Raw genomic sequence first — 15,006 nt, 5'->3', positions numbered from 1 at the left:
GGTGAGCAGCCGCATCAGTTCATTTTGTCGGCGCTTCTTGGCCGTGCGTGCGCGGCCGGTAGTCGATCAGGCTGGAGAACACCGCGATCAGCACGGCCATCGCGACGAAGAACAGCAGCGCGAGGAAGTACGAGCCCGACCACTGGACGATCAGCCCGATCAGGATCGGCACCACCACGCCGACCATGCTGCCGCAGAAGTTCATCGTGCCGCCGAGCACGCCCGCGCGCTCGGGGCCGCCGACGATCGCGGGCAGGCTCCAGTACATCCCGCAGAAGCGGATGAAGAACATCGCGATGCTGAGCAGCAGCACGACCGCATTGGCGTTCGCGATGTACGCGGCGGCCAGGATGCACGCGGCGGCGATCAGCGACGAGCCGCTGAACATCGTGCGCATCACGAGGTTCGGCGACGCCCCCGACGCTTTCCAGCGGTCGCCGATGGTTCCGCCGATCAGTTCGCCGACGAAGCCCGACATGAAGATGACGAACGTCGCGCCGCCCGTCGTCGCGAGGTTGAAGCCGTAGGTCTTGTGCAGGTAGCTCGGCATCCACGTGAGCAGCCCGTAGAACACCGCGAGGATGCAGCTGTAGCCGGCGAACATCGCGAGCACCGAACGGTCCTTCACGAGTTCGCGCAGCGGCACGCGTTCGGCCGCGGCCTGTGCCGGCGGGTTCGCGCGCGTGATGTGCTCGAGTTCGGCCGCGTTGACACCCGGATGCTCGGACGGATGATTGCGGATATAGCGCCACACGAGCACGCCCACCAGCATCGTGCCGATCCCGGCGATCACGAACGCGATGCGCCACGAGCCGAACCACGCGATCAGCGCGGAGATCAGGATCGCGCCGAGCGCGCTGCCGAGCGGCGCGCCGCCGTCGACCAGCACGGCGCCGCGGCCGCGCTCGTGCGGCGTGAGCCACGAGCCGATCAGCTTCGCGCCGGCAGGAAACACCGGCGATTCGGAGAAACCGAGGCCCATGCGCGTGAGCATCAGCAGCAGCCAGTTGTGCGAGGCCGCGCCGAGCGCCTGGAACGCGCCCCACGCGAGCGTCGCGGTCGCGATGATGCCGCGCGTGTGATAACGGTCGAGCATCACGCCGACCGGGATCTGCATTAGCGCGTACGACCAGAAGAACGCGCTGAGCATCAGCCCTTCGAGCGCGGGCGACAGGTTGAATTCCGGCGCGATCAGCGGCATCGCGACCGACAGCGACGCGCGGTCGATGTAGTTGATCGCGACGAGCAGCAGCATGAGCAGGAAGATGCGCCAGCGGATGCTGGTCGGCCGGGCCGCCGCGTCGAGCGACGCCGATGCGGCCGATGCGGCAGGGGAATGCGAGAGGGGCATGGTTGTCTCCGTCGTTATGGTTGCGGTGCGATGACGCGTTCCGTGCAGCGACTGTAGGGCGGCCGCCGCGTCTTGCCTAATGACGCTTCGTGATCGCGTGATAACCAAACGGCGCGGCATGCGGGGGAATAAGCGGCCGTTATCGGGCGATCCGGTTTTTTCATTACCGGCGGCGATCGGCCGCTTGTAGTGTCTGGTGCGGAGACTTCACACGGAGAAAGCACCATGAACCCATTCCAATACTTCTTTCCCACCACGCTGAAATTCAGCAACGGCCTCGCGCGCCAGGCCGGCGAACTGCTGAAGCCGCTGTTCGACGGCAAGCTGCTGGTCGTGACCGACGAAGGCCTGATCAAGAGCGGCGTGCTCGAAGGACTTTTCGCGTCGCTGCGCGACGCTGACGTTGCGTACGCAACTTTCTCGGGTGTCGAGGCGAACCCGAGCACCGCGGTGCTCGACAGCGCGCTGACGTTCCTGAAGGAGAATCGCTGCACGGCGGTGATCGGCGTCGGCGGCGGCAGCAGCATCGACACCGCGAAGGGCGTGGCCGCGATGGCGACCAACGGCGGCACGATCCTCGATTACGAGGGCTACAACAGGATTCCCGACGAACCGCTGCCGATCTTCGCGATCCCGACCACGTCGGGCACCGGCAGCGAGTGCACGGCGTCGACGGTGTTCACGAACCAGGAAACGCTGTTCAAGACCGTGATCGTCAGCCACAAGATTTTCCCGAAGCTCGCGATCCTCGATGCGGAACTCACGCTGAAGCTGCCCGCGCCGATCACGGCGGCCACCGGGATGGACGCGCTGACCCACGCGATCGAATCGTACGTGTCGAAGCAGGCGAACCCGGTCAGCCAGTCGCTCGCGCTCGGCGCGATCCGCCTGATCGGGCGCAGCCTGCGCACCGCGTTCTACGTCGGGTCCGACCTCGCCGCGCGTGAAGACATGCTGCTCGGCTCGTTCCTCGCCGGCGTCGCGTTCTCGCAGTCGAAGCTCGGCAACGTGCATGCGATCTCGCACACGATGGGCGGCGTGTTCAACATTGCCCACGGCATCGCGAACGCGGCGCTGCTGCCGTACGTGATCGACTTCAACCGCCCGGCGTGCCCGGCGCTGTTCCGCGACATCGCGGAAGCGCTCGGCGGCGACGTGGCCGGCCTCGATGCGGAAACGGCCGCGCGCGCGCTGGTCGAGCAGATCGTCGAACTCAATCGCGCGCTCGCGATTCCGTCGAACATCCGCGAACTCGGCGTCGATCTCGCGCACCTGCCGCAGATGGTGGCCGACTCGATGCGCAGCGGCAACGTGCTCGTCAATCCGCGCCTGACGACCGCGCGCGACGTCGAAGCGATCATCCGCGCCGCATACGCCGGCGAGATCTGATCGCCCGGCGCTTCATGCGCGCGCCTCCGATTCCACGATTCCCCGATTCGATTCAACCAGGAGCAGTCATGTATTACGAAATGCGGACCTACACGGTCCAGATCGGCAAGATGAACGAATACCTGCGGCACTTCGAGAAGGAAGGCCTGCCGGTGATTTCCCGTTATGCGACGCTGGTCGGCTGGTGGTACACGGAAATCGGCGAACTGAACCAGGTCGTCCACATCTGGGCGTACGACAGCCTCGACGACCGCATCAAGCGGCGCACCGCGCTGTACGAGGATCCGGACTGGCTCGAGAAGTTCGTGCCGAAGGCGTTCCCGATGCTGGAAAGGATGGAGTCGAAGCTGCTGCGTCCGGCCGCGTTCTCGCCGATCAAGTAGGCAGCGGATGCTGTAGCGTCTCGACGAGCATGCGCGCACCGGGTGTCAGGTGCGCGAAGGTGCGGGCCACCACGCCGAACGGCTCGTCGAGCGCGGGGATCGCGACCGGCAGGCACGCGACGAGGCCGAAGCGCTCGCCGAACTCGGCGACTTCGCGCGGAATCACCGCGACCAGTTCTGGGTTCGCCTGCAGCAGCGTGAGCGTCGCGAACGTCGACGCCGTCTCGATCGGATAGCTCGGCACCTCGATGCCGGCATCCGCGAGCGCGCGTTCGAGCGCGAGCCGCATCGGCGTGTTGACCGGATACGCGACCCATTCCGCGTCGGCGAGATCGCGCAGCGTCAGCGTGTCGCGTTCGGCCAGCGCATGCGTGCGCGCGGTCACGACCGCGAGCGGTTCGGGCTGCAGCGGGATATGGTCGTAGGCTTCCGGGCGCCGGTTGTTGCCGTTGCGGCAGATCGCGAGATCGATGCGGCCGTCGTCGATCAGGGCGAGCAGGCTCGCGCTGGTGCCTTCGACGATCTCGACCGACAGGTGCGGCTGGCGGCGGCGCAGGTCGGTCAGCGCGCGCGTGAGCAGCGGCACCGCGCCCATGATCACGCCGACGGCCAGATGGCCGCCATGCCCCTGCGTGATCGCGAGCACTTCGGTATGCAGGTGTTCGAGGTCGCTGTAGATGAGGCGCGCATAGCGCGTGACGCAGCGGCCGAGGTCGTTCGCGACGAGGCCTTTCGGCTGCCGCTCGAACAGCGGCATGCCGAGGATGTCCTCGATCTCGCGCAGCACCTTGGTCGCGCCGGGCTGCGAGATCGCGATTTCTTCGGCGGCCTTGTGCAGCGAGCCGTGGTTTTCGAGCGCGATCAGCAGCTTGAGCTGCTTCAGGCGAAGGCGCGACGCGATGTTCGCGAGAGAGGGAACGGCCAGCGGTTTCATGGCGACGACCAAACCGAAAGCGGCGATTATAGCCCTGCCGGGCCGAAAACGATCTTGAGGATCGCTAATGCAGAACCGGTTCGCGCGCGTGCGGTGAAGCGGCCCCGCACGCGACGCGGCCCGTGATGCCCGTCGTCAATTCCCGTACATGTCGAAGTCGAAGTATTTCGACTGGATCCGGTTGTACGTGCCGTCGCCGCGGATCTGCGGGAGGCGTTTGCGCGGATGCGGGATTGGCGCGACGCATGAGCGGGGAGAGCGGGGGAGCGGATCGCGATTGCGCCGCACCGATTGGCTGCGGATTCAACCCGTCGATCATGCTCGGCCCGTATCGCAATGCAGGCGGGTGTTTGCCCGCACGTAGCGGAGTGTTCGGCGTGTTGCGGTTGCTCGGGCGAGCACACAAGCGAGCGTAGGGTGCCACTACGCTCGCTTTAGCGCTCATTGCGAGCGGCTTTATCGACGCGATGACGTGCATTGCCGAAGCACATGATCGGCGCTCGATGAGTGTGTTGCCGCTGATCGAGCCGCGGCGTTAGCCGGAATGATTCATTCCTGAATCAGGAATCGATTCCGGTTCTTGGCATCCTTGATCCATGCGGGCGCGCGGCCACGGCCCGACCAGGTTGCGCCAGTCTTGGGATCGCGATACTTCGCATTCACGGGTGCCGACTTTTTTGCCGCCGCTCGATCCCGACGAACACCGAAGATGTCTTTTTCGGTAATTCCGTACTCTGCGACCTTGGTACGGATGTCTTCGATTACAGCCTGGAGCTCGGTGAGACGGGCGGTTTCCGCTTTCTCCGCCAGTGCGTCCATTTGAGCCTTCAGTTCCTTGTATGTAGCCATGCTTTCCTCCGCGGGTTGTACTGCAAACATGATATGCGGCTTTTTGCCGAAATGATAATGATTGGCTATGCCTAATTCGCCAAGTTTAAAGCAAATTGAACTTTGGATCTCCCTTGCCTTCGGCGCGAGGAACTGTCCGGCTATCGAATTCTATTTTCATATGATGTGAGTTTCGCTGCCGATCGCACTGCCTACGAGTGGAAATCAGCGATGAATCCGTTTGTCATCATGCTCGGCGAGCAATTCACGCCATCGTCACGACAAGCAGGTCGATCATGAGTGTCACCAAAAGCGGAGCAGGACCGGAAGGCTACAACATAGTTACCGAATGGCAACGGAAAGCCGGCAATAACGTCGCGAAACGAAAGATGATCTAAAGAGGACACCTGGTTTATGAACTCCGCCAAAGGCAGCGGGGCGGCTGCGCTTACTCGAACGGCGGGCTTTCGTGCTCTGTTGGCGAAATTGCTTTACGAACGGGGCCCGGATTTCGCGCTCCAGGTTCTTGTGGTGACCACGACGCCGGGTTGGGAAGAAAACAGACGAGCGCAAATTTGCGACATCTTTCAGATGAAGCGAGGCTCGCGAATACTCAGCGTATGGCTGCAGCGCAGCAGGTTGAAATCGTAGACCAGACAGCGTCCACAACGGTGATTGACGAAATTGCGAGATTTGCTCTGGAATTCCGGATCGAGTCGAAGCGTTTAAGGCAGGGTGCGGCGAAAACGCTCCGTACGAGGATCTTATCTTCCGCCGGCGATCGATTGCCTCGCTGTCAGACCGCGTGATCAACCGCTGTTCCCGTGCGTTTTCGCAGCCACGTTGCGGCCGATGGTCGATCGAGAGGGCGGGCATACCCTACATCAGGTAGCACGACGCGATCGGCGGAAAGCTCCCGCCGAGCCCCTCTCGCCATTCAGTACTCGGCGTGTCACGCGATCGAGCGCGAGGAACGCGCGGCACCTCCCGCGCGCGGGCGGGAAGATCGCGCGCGTTGCCGCTCGAGTTCGGACTCGTGCTTGCGCTCATGCACACGCACACGCACACGCACACGCTCAGGCGAGCGCGGTGTCCGTGGTGCGGGAGGCCGACACGCCGGCCCCGCCGGACGAAGACGTACCGGCCAGCGCAGCGCCGGCCAGACGCCGATAGCGCGCGAGCGCCCACAGCGGGAAGTACGCGGTATAGCCGTGATACTTCAGGTAGAAGATGCGCGGAAAGCCCGGCGCATTGTGCGAGCGGTGCCACCAGAAGCCGTCGTCCCGCTGCACCGATTGCAGATACGCGATGCCGCGTTTCACCGAGTCGGATTCGCAGTCGCCGAACGCCATCTGCGCGAGCAACGCCCACGCGGTGAAGTTCGACGTGCTCTCGCCCGCATTGGTGCCGGCGAGCGCCGGGTCGATGTAGCTGTCGTTCGTCTCGCCCCAGCCGCCGTCCGCGTGCTGACGCGCGCGCAGCCAGGCCAGCGCGCGGGCAATGTACGGCTGCGCGGGGTCTTCGCCCGCGAGCGCGAGCCCGGCCAGCACGCTCCACGTGCCGTAGATGTAGTTCGTGCCCCAGCGGCCCCACCAGCTGCCGTCGGGCTGCTGCGTGCGCTTCACGTAGTCGATCGCGCGCGCGAGCGACGCGCGGTCGGCCGCGCGCTTCGTGACACCGAAGCACAGCAGCACGCGGCCCGATACATCCTCGGTCGGCGGATCGAGCAGCGCGCCGTGATCGGCGAACGGGATCGCGTTCAGGTACATGCGGTCGCAGTCGGCGTCGAACGCCGCGAAGCCGCCGTTGCGCGATTGCAGCCCGCGCATCCAGTCGAGTGCGCGTGCGACGCGCGCTGCATACGGGTGCGAGCCGTCCGCGTTGCGGTGTGTGCGGCCACGGCGGTCGAGCATCGCGGTGACGACCGCGGTGTCGTCGATGTCGGGGTAGTACGGGTTCGCATACTGGAACGCCCAGCCGCCCGGTTGCGTGTCGGCGGGCGCGTTCTCGATCCAGTCGCCGCGCAGGTCGTTCACCTGGCGCTCGGCGAGCCAGTCGTATGCGCGGGCGATGCGTGCGTCGAGTTCATTCAGTGAGCCTGCCGGCTCGCCGGCGTCGGGCGCGGCCACGCCACGCGCCTGCTCGAGCGCCATCGTGCTCCACGCGGTGTCCCATACCGGCGACAGGCACGGCTGGCAGTACACGCTGCCGTCGGGCCGCGTGACCAGCAGCTTCTCGAGCGCGTTCTCGCAGTCGCGGCGCAGCGGATGATCGTCCGGGTAGCCGAGCACGTCCATCATCTGGTAGCTGTACACGATCGGCGGAAAGATCCCGCCGAGCCCGTCCTCGCCGTTCATGCGCTCCGCGCACCACGCTTCCGCATGCCGGATCGCACGTTGCCGCAGGCGTTTCGGCAGCAGCGGCTCCACGTGACGCACCACGCGATCGAGCGCGAGGAACGCGCGGCGCATTCCGCGCGCGGGCGGGAAGTAGTGACGCTCCTGGTCGGGCGGCGTGACGAACAGTTCGGGGATCGCGATGTTGCGCGGGTTGCGCGCACGCGCCTTCAGCGAGCACAGCACGAGCAGCGGCACCATCGTCGTGCGCGCCCAGTACGCGACCTTGTACATCGAGATCGGCACCCACTTCGGGAACAGCACGAATTCGACCGGCATGAACGGCGCCGCGCGCCACGGCACCTGGCCGAACGTCGCGAGCAGGATGCGCGTGAACACGTTCGCGCGTGCCGCGCCGCCGAGCTTCAGGATCGCGTCGCGCGCGCGGACCATGTGCGGCGCCTGCTCGCTGTCACCGGCGGCCTTCAGCGCGAAGTACGCCTTCACGCTGCACGACACGTCCGGATCGCCGTCGACGTACAGATCCCACCCGCCATGCGTGTCGAGCCGCTGGATCGCGCGCAGGTAGCACGCCATCTGCTCCTGGCGCGCGTCGTCGATCTTGTCCATGAAATGCATCATCAGGATGTATTCCGCGGTGATCGTCGCGTCGGATTCGAGTTCGAAACACCAGCTGCCGTCGGGCTGCTGAAGACGCATCAGCGCGTCGCGGCCGCGGGCGATCGCGGTGTCGAGCGCGGACCAGGGAGAAGGGGCAGGTTTGTTCATGCGGCGGATCATACCATCCAGCCGGAATGTTTATATCGAGACCGCGGGTGCTAACATCGCCGCCATGAAGAAACGCCCCGAACCCGCTCCGCACGACATTCCCGCGCCCGTCGATACGGCCGAATCGGCCGCCCCGCAGGCGTCCGGCGCACCGGCTGTGCCCGATTTCGGACCTGGTTCCGTGCCTGATTCCGCGCGTGATTCCGCGCCCGTCGCCGGCGTGCGGCGTAAAAAGGCGCCGGAACAGGTGCGCGCGCAACTGCTGGAAGCCGCGTCGGAAATCGCGACCCATCACGGCGTGGCCGCGTTGACGCTCGACGCGGTCGCCGAGCGCGCGGGCGTGACGAAAGGCGCGCTGCAGTATCACTTCGCGAACAAGCAGGGCTTGCTCGACGCGCTGTTCGGGCAGGCGACCGAGCGCTTCGCGACGCAGATGGCCGCACGCCGCGCGGCCGATTCGCACGGCGACGGCGCGGCGGCGCGCGCGTATCTGCATGCGGTGCTCGACACCGCGCAGCCGGCCGCGAGCACCGACGTGCTGCGCGTGCTGGTCGCGTCGATGATCACCGAGCAGGAGACGCGTGCGCGCTGGTCGGTGCCGATGCGCGAGTGGACGCGGCCGGACCCGGTGCCGCTCGAACGGGCGGCGACGCTGATGATCTGCCGGCTCGCGGCCGACGGGCTGTGGATCTCGGAGCTCCTCGACAGCGTGGAGATTTCGGCGGAACTGCGCGCGGAGATCGTCCGGCAACTCGACCGGATGACCGCGGCCGAGCCGGCGGGCACCGGCACGATCAAGGGTGCGCGCGACCGGCGCCGCTGAGTATTCAGGCGCCGGACAGCGCGACGAGATCGGCAATACGTCGCGCGCCCGTCTTCGCGAAGACCGCCTTGATCGGGCTGAGCACCGTGCCGATCTGCACGCCGTTGCATGCCGCGTACTCGGCCGGCGTCAGGCCGCCGGCAATGCCGGTCGCGACCGCCGGTTCCGCGCGAGTGAGCGAGAACGGACGCCGGTGCCGGTGCGCGCGTCGCGCACGAAGCAGTTCGCCGCCCGCGCGTCGGCTAGCGCCATGAGGGCCTTGAGCGCGACATTCCATGTTCGGGATCGACAGCGGCCGTGCAGAGCGCCGCGATCGACTCGTCGGCCGCGCAAATCCTCGCGTCCCCGTTCCCCGGTTGCCGCACGCGCTACGTTGCGCGTGTTGCCGCATCGCGTTCGCCGGATCGGGCATGCCGGCGTGTCGCGCGGATGCGGTGCGATCGATTCCAGCAGGCATCCTCAATTTTGGGGATGCCGCCGCGACGCAGAGTGTCTACGATCGGCAACGAAGAGCGGGGCCGTGGACGTGACGCGTGCGGTACGACATCGATCCGACGATATGAAGAAAATCGTCGTGCTGCCGGGTGTTTTTCTGACATACGACGCGCGTACCGTGAAGCGAAACGAGAACGACGCGTCGAGCGAAAGGACCATGCGGCGATGCGCCGATGAAGACAGGCCGGGTGCTGTGTTTCGGGGAGTGGCAATCACATGCTGACGAGAGACTATGTGGAGCGCGAGCTCTCTCATATCGAGAGAATGGTCGCGCTGCTGGAAAGCGATGCCGATACCGGCGCGGCGGTGATGCCGGTTGCGATGCGCGTGAGTCACCCAAGTTACTGGCGCGAGCGGATCGAGGCGCTGCTGGCGATCCCCGGCATGCCGCGTCATCTGACGAAGCTCGGCAATGCGCTGCTCGCGAAGATCGACGGGATGGAGTCGCGGCCGGCGCCGGCGAAGCCCTGAACGGATGGACGCGCGTGGCCCGGGACGTGCCGCGCGCGCCCACCTTTATCCATTATCGAGATAGTCCATATTCCCGATATCGCGTTGCGGGATAGCACGCGTCGCCGCCACACTTGCGCAAAATCAATCCCAACCGGAGACATTCATGCGTACGCAAGTCGGCATCATCGGCGCCGGGCCCGCGGGCCTGCTGCTTTCCCATCTTCTTCATCTGCGCGGTATCGAGTCGGTCGTGCTCGAGTCGCGCAGCCGCGAACAGATCGAATCCACCATCCGCGCCGGCGTGCTCGAACAGGGCACGATGGACGTGCTGACCGAATCGGGCGTCGGCGACCGGATGAAAGCGGAAGGCGCGCTGCATCACGGCTTCGAACTGGCATTCGAAGGCAAGCGCCGCCGCATCGATTTGACCCAACTGACCGGCAAGGCGATCACCGTCTATGCGCAGCACGAGGTGCTGAAGGATCTCGTGGCCGCGCGCGTGGCGGCCGGCGGCGCGCTGTACTTCAACGTGTCCGGGACGACGATTGCCGGCATCGAGACCGATGCGCCATCGATCCGTTTCGTGCACGACGGCGTCGAACAGACGCTCGACTGCGACTTCGTGATCGGCTGCGACGGCTCGCAGGGCGTGTCGCGCACGATGATCCCCGCCGCCTTGCGGCAGGACTACGAGCGCGTGTTTCCGTTCGGCTGGTTCGGCATTCTCGTGGAGGCGCCGCCGTCGTCGGAAGAACTGATCTATGCGCGCCACGAACGCGGCTTCGCGCTCGTCAGCACGCGCTCGCCGAACGTGCAGCGCATGTATTTCCAGTGCGACCCGAAGGATTCCGTCGACCAATGGTCCGACGATCGCATCTGGGCCGAGATGCACGCGCGCGTCGACTCCGCCGATGGCCGGCAGGTCGTGGAAGGGCGGATCTTCCAGAAGAACATCGTCGGCATGCGCAGCTTCGTGTCGACCACGATGCAGCACGGCCGCCTGTTCCTCGCCGGCGACGCCGCGCACATCGTGCCGCCGACCGGCGCGAAGGGCCTCAACCTCGCGGTGTCGGACGTGCGCATCCTGACGTCCGCGCTGCAGGCGTTCTACGACGAAGCGCGCACCGACCTGCTCGACGCGTACAGCGAAACCGCGCTGCGCCGGATCTGGCGCGCCGAACACTTCTCGTACTGGATGACGCGCATGATGCATCGTCTCGACGACGCGTCGCCGTTCGAGCAGCGTTTGCAGGTGGCCGAACTCGAGCACGTGACGACGTCGCGCCCGGCGGCGATGGCGATGGCCGAAAACTACGTCGGCGCGGTCGCGGTCTGACGCGCGGCGATCGAGCGGGCTGTTGCGGTCGCGGCTTTCGGGAGCCGCGACCGCGCGCATCGCCCGCACCGCACGCACCGCCCGGCCCGTTCACGAGCGGCCCGGCATCAGGTCGCGATGGGCCGCTTCCCTGAACTCGCCCGGCGTCAGGCCGGTCTGCTTGCGGAAATAGCGGCTGAAATACGCGCTGTCCGCAAACCCCATCTCGTGCGCGATCTGCTTCACGCTCAGATTCGAATAAACCAGGTCGCGCTGCGCTTCGCGAATCAGATGCGCGTTGACGACCGCCGTCGTCGAGATGCCCAACTCCTCCCGGCACACGCGCGCAAGCTGGGCGGCCGTCACGCCGAGCCGGTCCGCATAGAATTCCACCGGCCGATGCTCGCGAAAATGCGTGTCGATCAGTTCGCGAAACCGCCGCAGCAACGTGGCGCGCCGATCGGTGCCGGCATGCGACGGCGCGGCCGCGAGATCGCTCAGGCGCGCGACATGCACGACCAACGCCACCAGCAACGCCATCCCGGCCGCGCCGCGCCCGCGTGAGGTGCTGCGGAATTCCTGTTCTAGCAACGCGAACAGCGGCATCAGCATCGACGCGCTCGCGTCCGGCTCCTTGACCGGAATCACCGCCGCGCGTTGCAGGATCGACAGCGCGCCCGGCGCGGCGGTCTTGACCAGCGTTTCGAGCGCGCGCTGCACGACCGTGATCACGAGGCCGTCGATCTGCGGCGAGAACTCGAACGCATGGACCGTCTGCGCGGGCAGCAGCACGAGGCACGGCGGCGCGAACGTGTGCTTCCCGCTCTCGATCACGACATGTCCCTGCCCGCCGCGGATGTACAAAATCTGCAATAGCGCATCGTGACGGTGCGCGGCGATATGCCAGTCGTTCGGCCGGCTGCGCTCCGGTATCCATTCGAAGTTGAACGCGTCGTACCAGGGCGGACGCGCCGATTCGCCATACAGATCGTAGTTAGGGATTCTCCTCATGCCGCGCGGCCTCCTGTGTACAAATTGTCCTGTTGCTTGCGGCGTTTGTCCAATTTTCGCGCGATGCGCGCTTCTATACTTTTCCCATCGACGTAGCGCTTGCCACTGACGCAGCGCGCGACGTTCGGGTAGCGTGTGCCGGATCGAGCCGGATCTCTCAAGATCATTTCAAGAGGATACCTAATGATATCGCAAGGAAACAATCAACAGCAGGACTGGCTTCGTCTCGATGGGCAGGTTTGCGTCGTGACGGGGGCCGCGGGCGGCATCGGCGCGTCGATCGTCGAAACGCTCGTGGCGGCCGGCGCGCGGGTCGCGCTGCTCGACCGCGACGCGGACGGCACCATCGCGATCGCCGAGCGGCTGCGCGCGGCCGGCGGCGAGGTCGTCGCGATCGGCTGCGATATCGGCGACGCCGCCAGCGTGACGCAGGCCGCCGAACGCGTCGAGCGCGATCTCGGTCCCGCCGACGTGCTCGTGAACAACGCCGGCCTGTTGCGTGCCGGCGGCATCGAGAGTATCGGCCTCGACGCATGGAACGCGATGCTGCAGGTCAATCTCACCGGCTACATGTTGTGTTCGCAAGCGTTCGGCCGCGCGATGCTCGCGCGCGGCTCGGGTGTGCTGGTACATGTCGCGTCGATCGCGGCGCGCCACCCGCAGACGTACAGCGGCGCCTACAGCGCGAGCAAGGCGGCGGTCGCGATGCTCGCGCGGCAACTGGCGGCGGAGTGGGGGCCGCGCGGCATCCGCAGCAATACCGTGTGCCCGGGAATGATCCGCACGCCGCTGTCGGAGTCGTTCTATGCGAGCGGCGACATCGAGGCACGCCGCAGCGCGATGACCGCGAACCGCCGCATCGGCCGGCCCGACGACATCGCGAACGTCGTCGCGTTTCTCGCGAGCCCGCGTGCGGCATACGTGAATGGCGCGGAACTGGTGGTCGACGGCGGCCTCGACGCGATGCTGATGGATCTCGTGCCGCGGCCCGGCTACGAGGCCGGTGCCGGCGCACGCTGATTCGCGGCCTTGCCGCGCTGCACGCACGGCGTGCAGCGCGAGCTCGGCGACGCACAGTTATTCAAGAGACGGAGGAAGACATGATGAACGATCAGCAGCGTTCGAAGCACGTCACGTGCGATCTGCTCGTGATCGGCTCGGGAGCGGGCGGCCTGTCCACCGCCATTACCGCGCGCAAGGCGGGGCTCGACGTGATCGTCGTCGAGAAGGAAGCATGTTTCGGCGGCACGACCGCGTTTTCAGGTGGCGTGCTGTGGATCCCCGGCAATCGCCATGCACGCGCAAACGGCGTGCAGGATACGCGCGAAGCGGCCCGCACGTATCTGCGCGGCGAGACGGGCGCGTTCTACGACGATGCGGCGATCGACGCGTTTCTCGAGCACGGCCCGCGCATGCTCGATTTCTTCGAGCGCGAGACGGACGTGAAATTCGTGCCGACGCTGTATCCCGACTATCACCCGGACATGCCCGGCGGCGTCGACATCGGCCGCTCGGTCGTCGCCGCGCCCTACGATGCGCGCGGGCTCGGGCGCGATCTCGAGCGCCTGCGTCCGCCGCTGAAGACGATCACGTTCATCGGGATGATGTTCAATTCGTCGAACGCAGACCTGAAGCACTTCTTCAACGCGACGCGCTCGCTTCGGTCAGCGTGGTACGTGACGAAGCGGCTTGCCGCGCATCTGAAGGATCTCGCGCTGTACCGGCGCGGCGTGCAGATCACGAGCGGCAACGCGCTCGCCGCGCGCCTCGCGAAGTCCGCGCTGGATCTCGGCATTCCGATCCTGACGAATACGCCCGCACGCGAACTCGTCGCGGACGGCGCACGCATCGCCGGCGCGACGGTCGGGGCCGACGGCGCGACGTATCGCATCACCGCGCGCCGTGCGGTCGTCCTCGCGAGCGGCGGCTTCTCGCACGACGTCGCGCGCATCGCGCGTGCTTATCCGCACGTTGCGCGCGGCGGCGAACATGTATCGCCGGTGCCGGCCGGCAACACCGGCGACGGCGCGACGCTCGCCGAGCGCGCGGGCGGCCGCGTCGAGATCCGCTATCCGCAACCGGCCGCATGGATGCCCGTCTCGCGCGTGCCGCTCGGCGACGGCCGCTTCGGTGTGTTTCCGCATCTGCTCGATCGCTACAAGCCCGGCGTCATCGGCGTGACCCGGCGCGGCACGCGTTTCACGAACGAATCGAATTCGTATCACGACGTCGGCGCCGCGATGATCGCCGCATGCCGCGACGAGACCGAAACCGCGATGTGGCTCGTGTGCGATCACGCGAAGATCCGCAAATACGGGCTGGGCTTCGCGAAGCCCGCACCCGTGCCGCTCGGGCCGCTGCTGCGCAATGGCTATCTCGTGCAGGGGCGCACGCTGGCCGAACTCGCGCAGCGCGCCGGCATCGATGCGGCGAATCTGGAAGCGACCGTGCGGCGCTACAACCGCGATGCCGTGCGCGGCGAGGATCCCGAATTCGGCCGCGGCACGACGTCGTTCAACCGTTATCTCGGCGACGCCGACCATCGTCCGAATCCGTGCGTGGCGCCGCTCGGCGACGGGCCGTATTACGCGCTGAAGGTCGTGATGGGTGACCTCGGCACCTTCGACGGCATCCGGACCAACGTGGTCGGCCAGGTGCTCGCTGCCGACGACCGGCCGATCGCCGGCCTGTATGCGGTCGGCAACGATCGCGCCAGCATCATGGGCGGCAACTATCCGGGCGCGGGGATCACGCTCGGGCCGATCATGACGTTCGGCTATCTGAGCGCACGCCATATCGCGGGGCTCGACGACCTTGGCGAGCGCACCGACGTCGCAGAGCCAACCCCGCCCACTGCCGCGCCGCATCCCGCCGCCGCGCGCGCGACCGCCTGAACCCG

General features: G+C 66.5%; 14 protein-coding genes. 8 read left to right on the top strand and 6 right to left on the bottom strand.

The features are described 5' to 3' along the window. Window positions 1–19: 19 nt before the first annotated feature. Window positions 20–1,351, bottom strand: a complete 1,332-nt coding sequence (locus NQV17_RS18005; RefSeq protein WP_257773284.1) for an MFS transporter — start codon at window positions 1,349–1,351, stop codon at window positions 20–22. 225 nt (window positions 1,352–1,576) lie between these two features. Between NQV17_RS18005 and NQV17_RS18000 the strand changes: the two genes are divergently transcribed. Both NQV17_RS18000 and NQV17_RS17995 read left to right on the top strand, forming a co-directional pair. Beyond that, window positions 1,577–2,740 carry an iron-containing alcohol dehydrogenase gene (locus NQV17_RS18000; RefSeq protein WP_257773283.1) on the top strand — a complete coding sequence of 388 codons (1,164 nt, stop codon included), beginning with the start codon at window positions 1,577–1,579 and terminating at the stop codon, window positions 2,738–2,740. 68 nt (window positions 2,741–2,808) lie between these two features. Further along, a complete protein-coding gene (locus NQV17_RS17995) occupies window positions 2,809–3,123 on the top strand; it encodes an NIPSNAP family protein (RefSeq protein ID WP_257773282.1) in 315 nt (104 codons plus the stop codon). Here the strand turns inward: NQV17_RS17995 and NQV17_RS17990 are convergent. Both NQV17_RS17990 and NQV17_RS17985 read right to left on the bottom strand, forming a co-directional pair. Further along, the gene (locus tag NQV17_RS17990) at window positions 3,116–4,057 is read right to left on the bottom strand and encodes a LysR family transcriptional regulator (RefSeq protein WP_257773281.1); all 942 of its coding nucleotides are present in this window, start codon (window positions 4,055–4,057) and stop codon (window positions 3,116–3,118) included. The two genes, NQV17_RS17995 and NQV17_RS17990, sit on opposite strands and share 8 nt — an antisense overlap. Window positions 4,058–4,606: 549 nt before the next feature. Further along, a complete protein-coding gene (locus NQV17_RS17985; RefSeq protein ID WP_257773280.1) occupies window positions 4,607–4,906 on the bottom strand; it encodes an H-NS histone family protein in 300 nt (99 codons plus the stop codon). A 393-nt stretch (window positions 4,907–5,299) separates the two neighbouring features. Here NQV17_RS17985 and NQV17_RS17980 point away from each other — a divergent pair, with 393 nt between their 5' ends. Next, window positions 5,300–5,536 (top strand): hypothetical protein, encoded by a 237-nt coding sequence (locus tag NQV17_RS17980; RefSeq protein WP_257773279.1) that lies wholly within the window; start codon window positions 5,300–5,302, stop codon window positions 5,534–5,536. A gap of 425 nt (window positions 5,537–5,961) precedes the next feature. Here the strand turns inward: NQV17_RS17980 and shc are convergent, their stop codons facing one another. Continuing rightward, entirely contained in the window at window positions 5,962–8,022 is a 2,061-nt protein-coding gene (gene shc / locus NQV17_RS17975) for a squalene--hopene cyclase (RefSeq protein WP_257773278.1), read from the bottom strand. A 52-nt stretch (window positions 8,023–8,074) separates the two neighbouring features. Here shc and NQV17_RS17970 point away from each other — a divergent pair, with 52 nt between their 5' ends. Next, window positions 8,075–8,833: a TetR/AcrR family transcriptional regulator gene (locus NQV17_RS17970; protein ID WP_257773277.1), complete on the top strand. Its 759-nt coding sequence runs from the start codon at window positions 8,075–8,077 to the stop codon at window positions 8,831–8,833. 4 nt (window positions 8,834–8,837) lie between these two features. Here the strand turns inward: NQV17_RS17970 and NQV17_RS17965 are convergent, their stop codons facing one another. Further along, window positions 8,838–9,110: a helix-turn-helix transcriptional regulator gene (locus tag NQV17_RS17965; protein ID WP_257773276.1), complete on the bottom strand. Its 273-nt coding sequence runs from the start codon at window positions 9,108–9,110 to the stop codon at window positions 8,838–8,840. Window positions 9,111–9,544: 434 nt separating this feature from the next. Here NQV17_RS17965 and NQV17_RS17960 point away from each other — a divergent pair, with 434 nt between their 5' ends. Both NQV17_RS17960 and NQV17_RS17955 read left to right on the top strand, forming a co-directional pair. Further along, the gene (locus NQV17_RS17960) at window positions 9,545–9,799 is read left to right on the top strand and encodes a hypothetical protein (protein WP_044847151.1); all 255 of its coding nucleotides are present in this window, start codon (window positions 9,545–9,547) and stop codon (window positions 9,797–9,799) included. A gap of 145 nt (window positions 9,800–9,944) precedes the next feature. After that, window positions 9,945–11,117 carry a 4-hydroxybenzoate 3-monooxygenase gene (locus NQV17_RS17955; protein WP_257773275.1) on the top strand — a complete coding sequence of 391 codons (1,173 nt, stop codon included), beginning with the start codon at window positions 9,945–9,947 and terminating at the stop codon, window positions 11,115–11,117. A 90-nt stretch (window positions 11,118–11,207) separates the two neighbouring features. On the opposite strand, the gene NQV17_RS17950 is transcribed toward NQV17_RS17955, so the two are convergent. Beyond that, window positions 11,208–12,107 (bottom strand): helix-turn-helix domain-containing protein, encoded by a 900-nt coding sequence (locus tag NQV17_RS17950; RefSeq protein WP_257773274.1) that lies wholly within the window; start codon window positions 12,105–12,107, stop codon window positions 11,208–11,210. 183 nt (window positions 12,108–12,290) lie between these two features. Here NQV17_RS17950 and NQV17_RS17945 point away from each other — a divergent pair, with 183 nt between their 5' ends. Both NQV17_RS17945 and NQV17_RS17940 read left to right on the top strand, forming a co-directional pair. Continuing rightward, entirely contained in the window at window positions 12,291–13,127 is an 837-nt protein-coding gene (locus tag NQV17_RS17945; RefSeq protein ID WP_374692728.1) for an SDR family NAD(P)-dependent oxidoreductase, read from the top strand. Between the two features lie 80 nt (window positions 13,128–13,207). Then, window positions 13,208–15,001 (top strand): FAD-dependent oxidoreductase, encoded by a 1,794-nt coding sequence (locus tag NQV17_RS17940; protein ID WP_374692727.1) that lies wholly within the window; start codon window positions 13,208–13,210, stop codon window positions 14,999–15,001. Window positions 15,002–15,006 lie beyond the last annotated feature (5 nt).

The sequence above is a fragment of the Burkholderia sp. SCN-KJ genome (assembly GCF_024656005.1).
In the GTDB taxonomy this organism is placed as follows: domain Bacteria; phylum Pseudomonadota; class Gammaproteobacteria; order Burkholderiales; family Burkholderiaceae; genus Burkholderia.
This window is presented reverse-complemented; position numbering and strand designations above follow the sequence as displayed.

Bases quoted from the DNA above. Each gene is read 5' to 3' on its own strand.
- shc (WP_257773278.1), bottom strand. From the start codon at position 8,022: ATGATCCGCCGCATGAACAAACCTGCCCCTTCTCCCTGGTCCGCGCTC.
- NQV17_RS17980 (WP_257773279.1), top strand. From the start codon at position 5,300: ATGAACTCCGCCAAAGGCAGCGGGGCGGCTGCGCTTACTCGAACGGCG.
- NQV17_RS17960 (WP_044847151.1), top strand. From the start codon at position 9,545: ATGCTGACGAGAGACTATGTGGAGCGCGAGCTCTCTCATATCGAGAGA.
- NQV17_RS17990 (WP_257773281.1), bottom strand. From the start codon at position 4,057: ATGAAACCGCTGGCCGTTCCCTCTCTCGCGAACATCGCGTCGCGCCTT.
- NQV17_RS17985 (WP_257773280.1), bottom strand. From the start codon at position 4,906: ATGGCTACATACAAGGAACTGAAGGCTCAAATGGACGCACTGGCGGAG.
- NQV17_RS17995 (WP_257773282.1), top strand. From the start codon at position 2,809: ATGTATTACGAAATGCGGACCTACACGGTCCAGATCGGCAAGATGAAC.
- NQV17_RS17965 (WP_257773276.1), bottom strand. From the start codon at position 9,110: ATGGAATGTCGCGCTCAAGGCCCTCATGGCGCTAGCCGACGCGCGGGC.
- NQV17_RS18005 (WP_257773284.1), bottom strand. From the start codon at position 1,351: ATGCCCCTCTCGCATTCCCCTGCCGCATCGGCCGCATCGGCGTCGCTC.
- NQV17_RS17940 (WP_374692727.1), top strand. From the start codon at position 13,208: ATGATGAACGATCAGCAGCGTTCGAAGCACGTCACGTGCGATCTGCTC.
- NQV17_RS17970 (WP_257773277.1), top strand. From the start codon at position 8,075: ATGAAGAAACGCCCCGAACCCGCTCCGCACGACATTCCCGCGCCCGTC.
- NQV17_RS17950 (WP_257773274.1), bottom strand. From the start codon at position 12,107: ATGAGGAGAATCCCTAACTACGATCTGTATGGCGAATCGGCGCGTCCG.
- NQV17_RS17945 (WP_374692728.1), top strand. From the start codon at position 12,291: ATGATATCGCAAGGAAACAATCAACAGCAGGACTGGCTTCGTCTCGAT.
- NQV17_RS18000 (WP_257773283.1), top strand. From the start codon at position 1,577: ATGAACCCATTCCAATACTTCTTTCCCACCACGCTGAAATTCAGCAAC.
- NQV17_RS17955 (WP_257773275.1), top strand. From the start codon at position 9,945: ATGCGTACGCAAGTCGGCATCATCGGCGCCGGGCCCGCGGGCCTGCTG.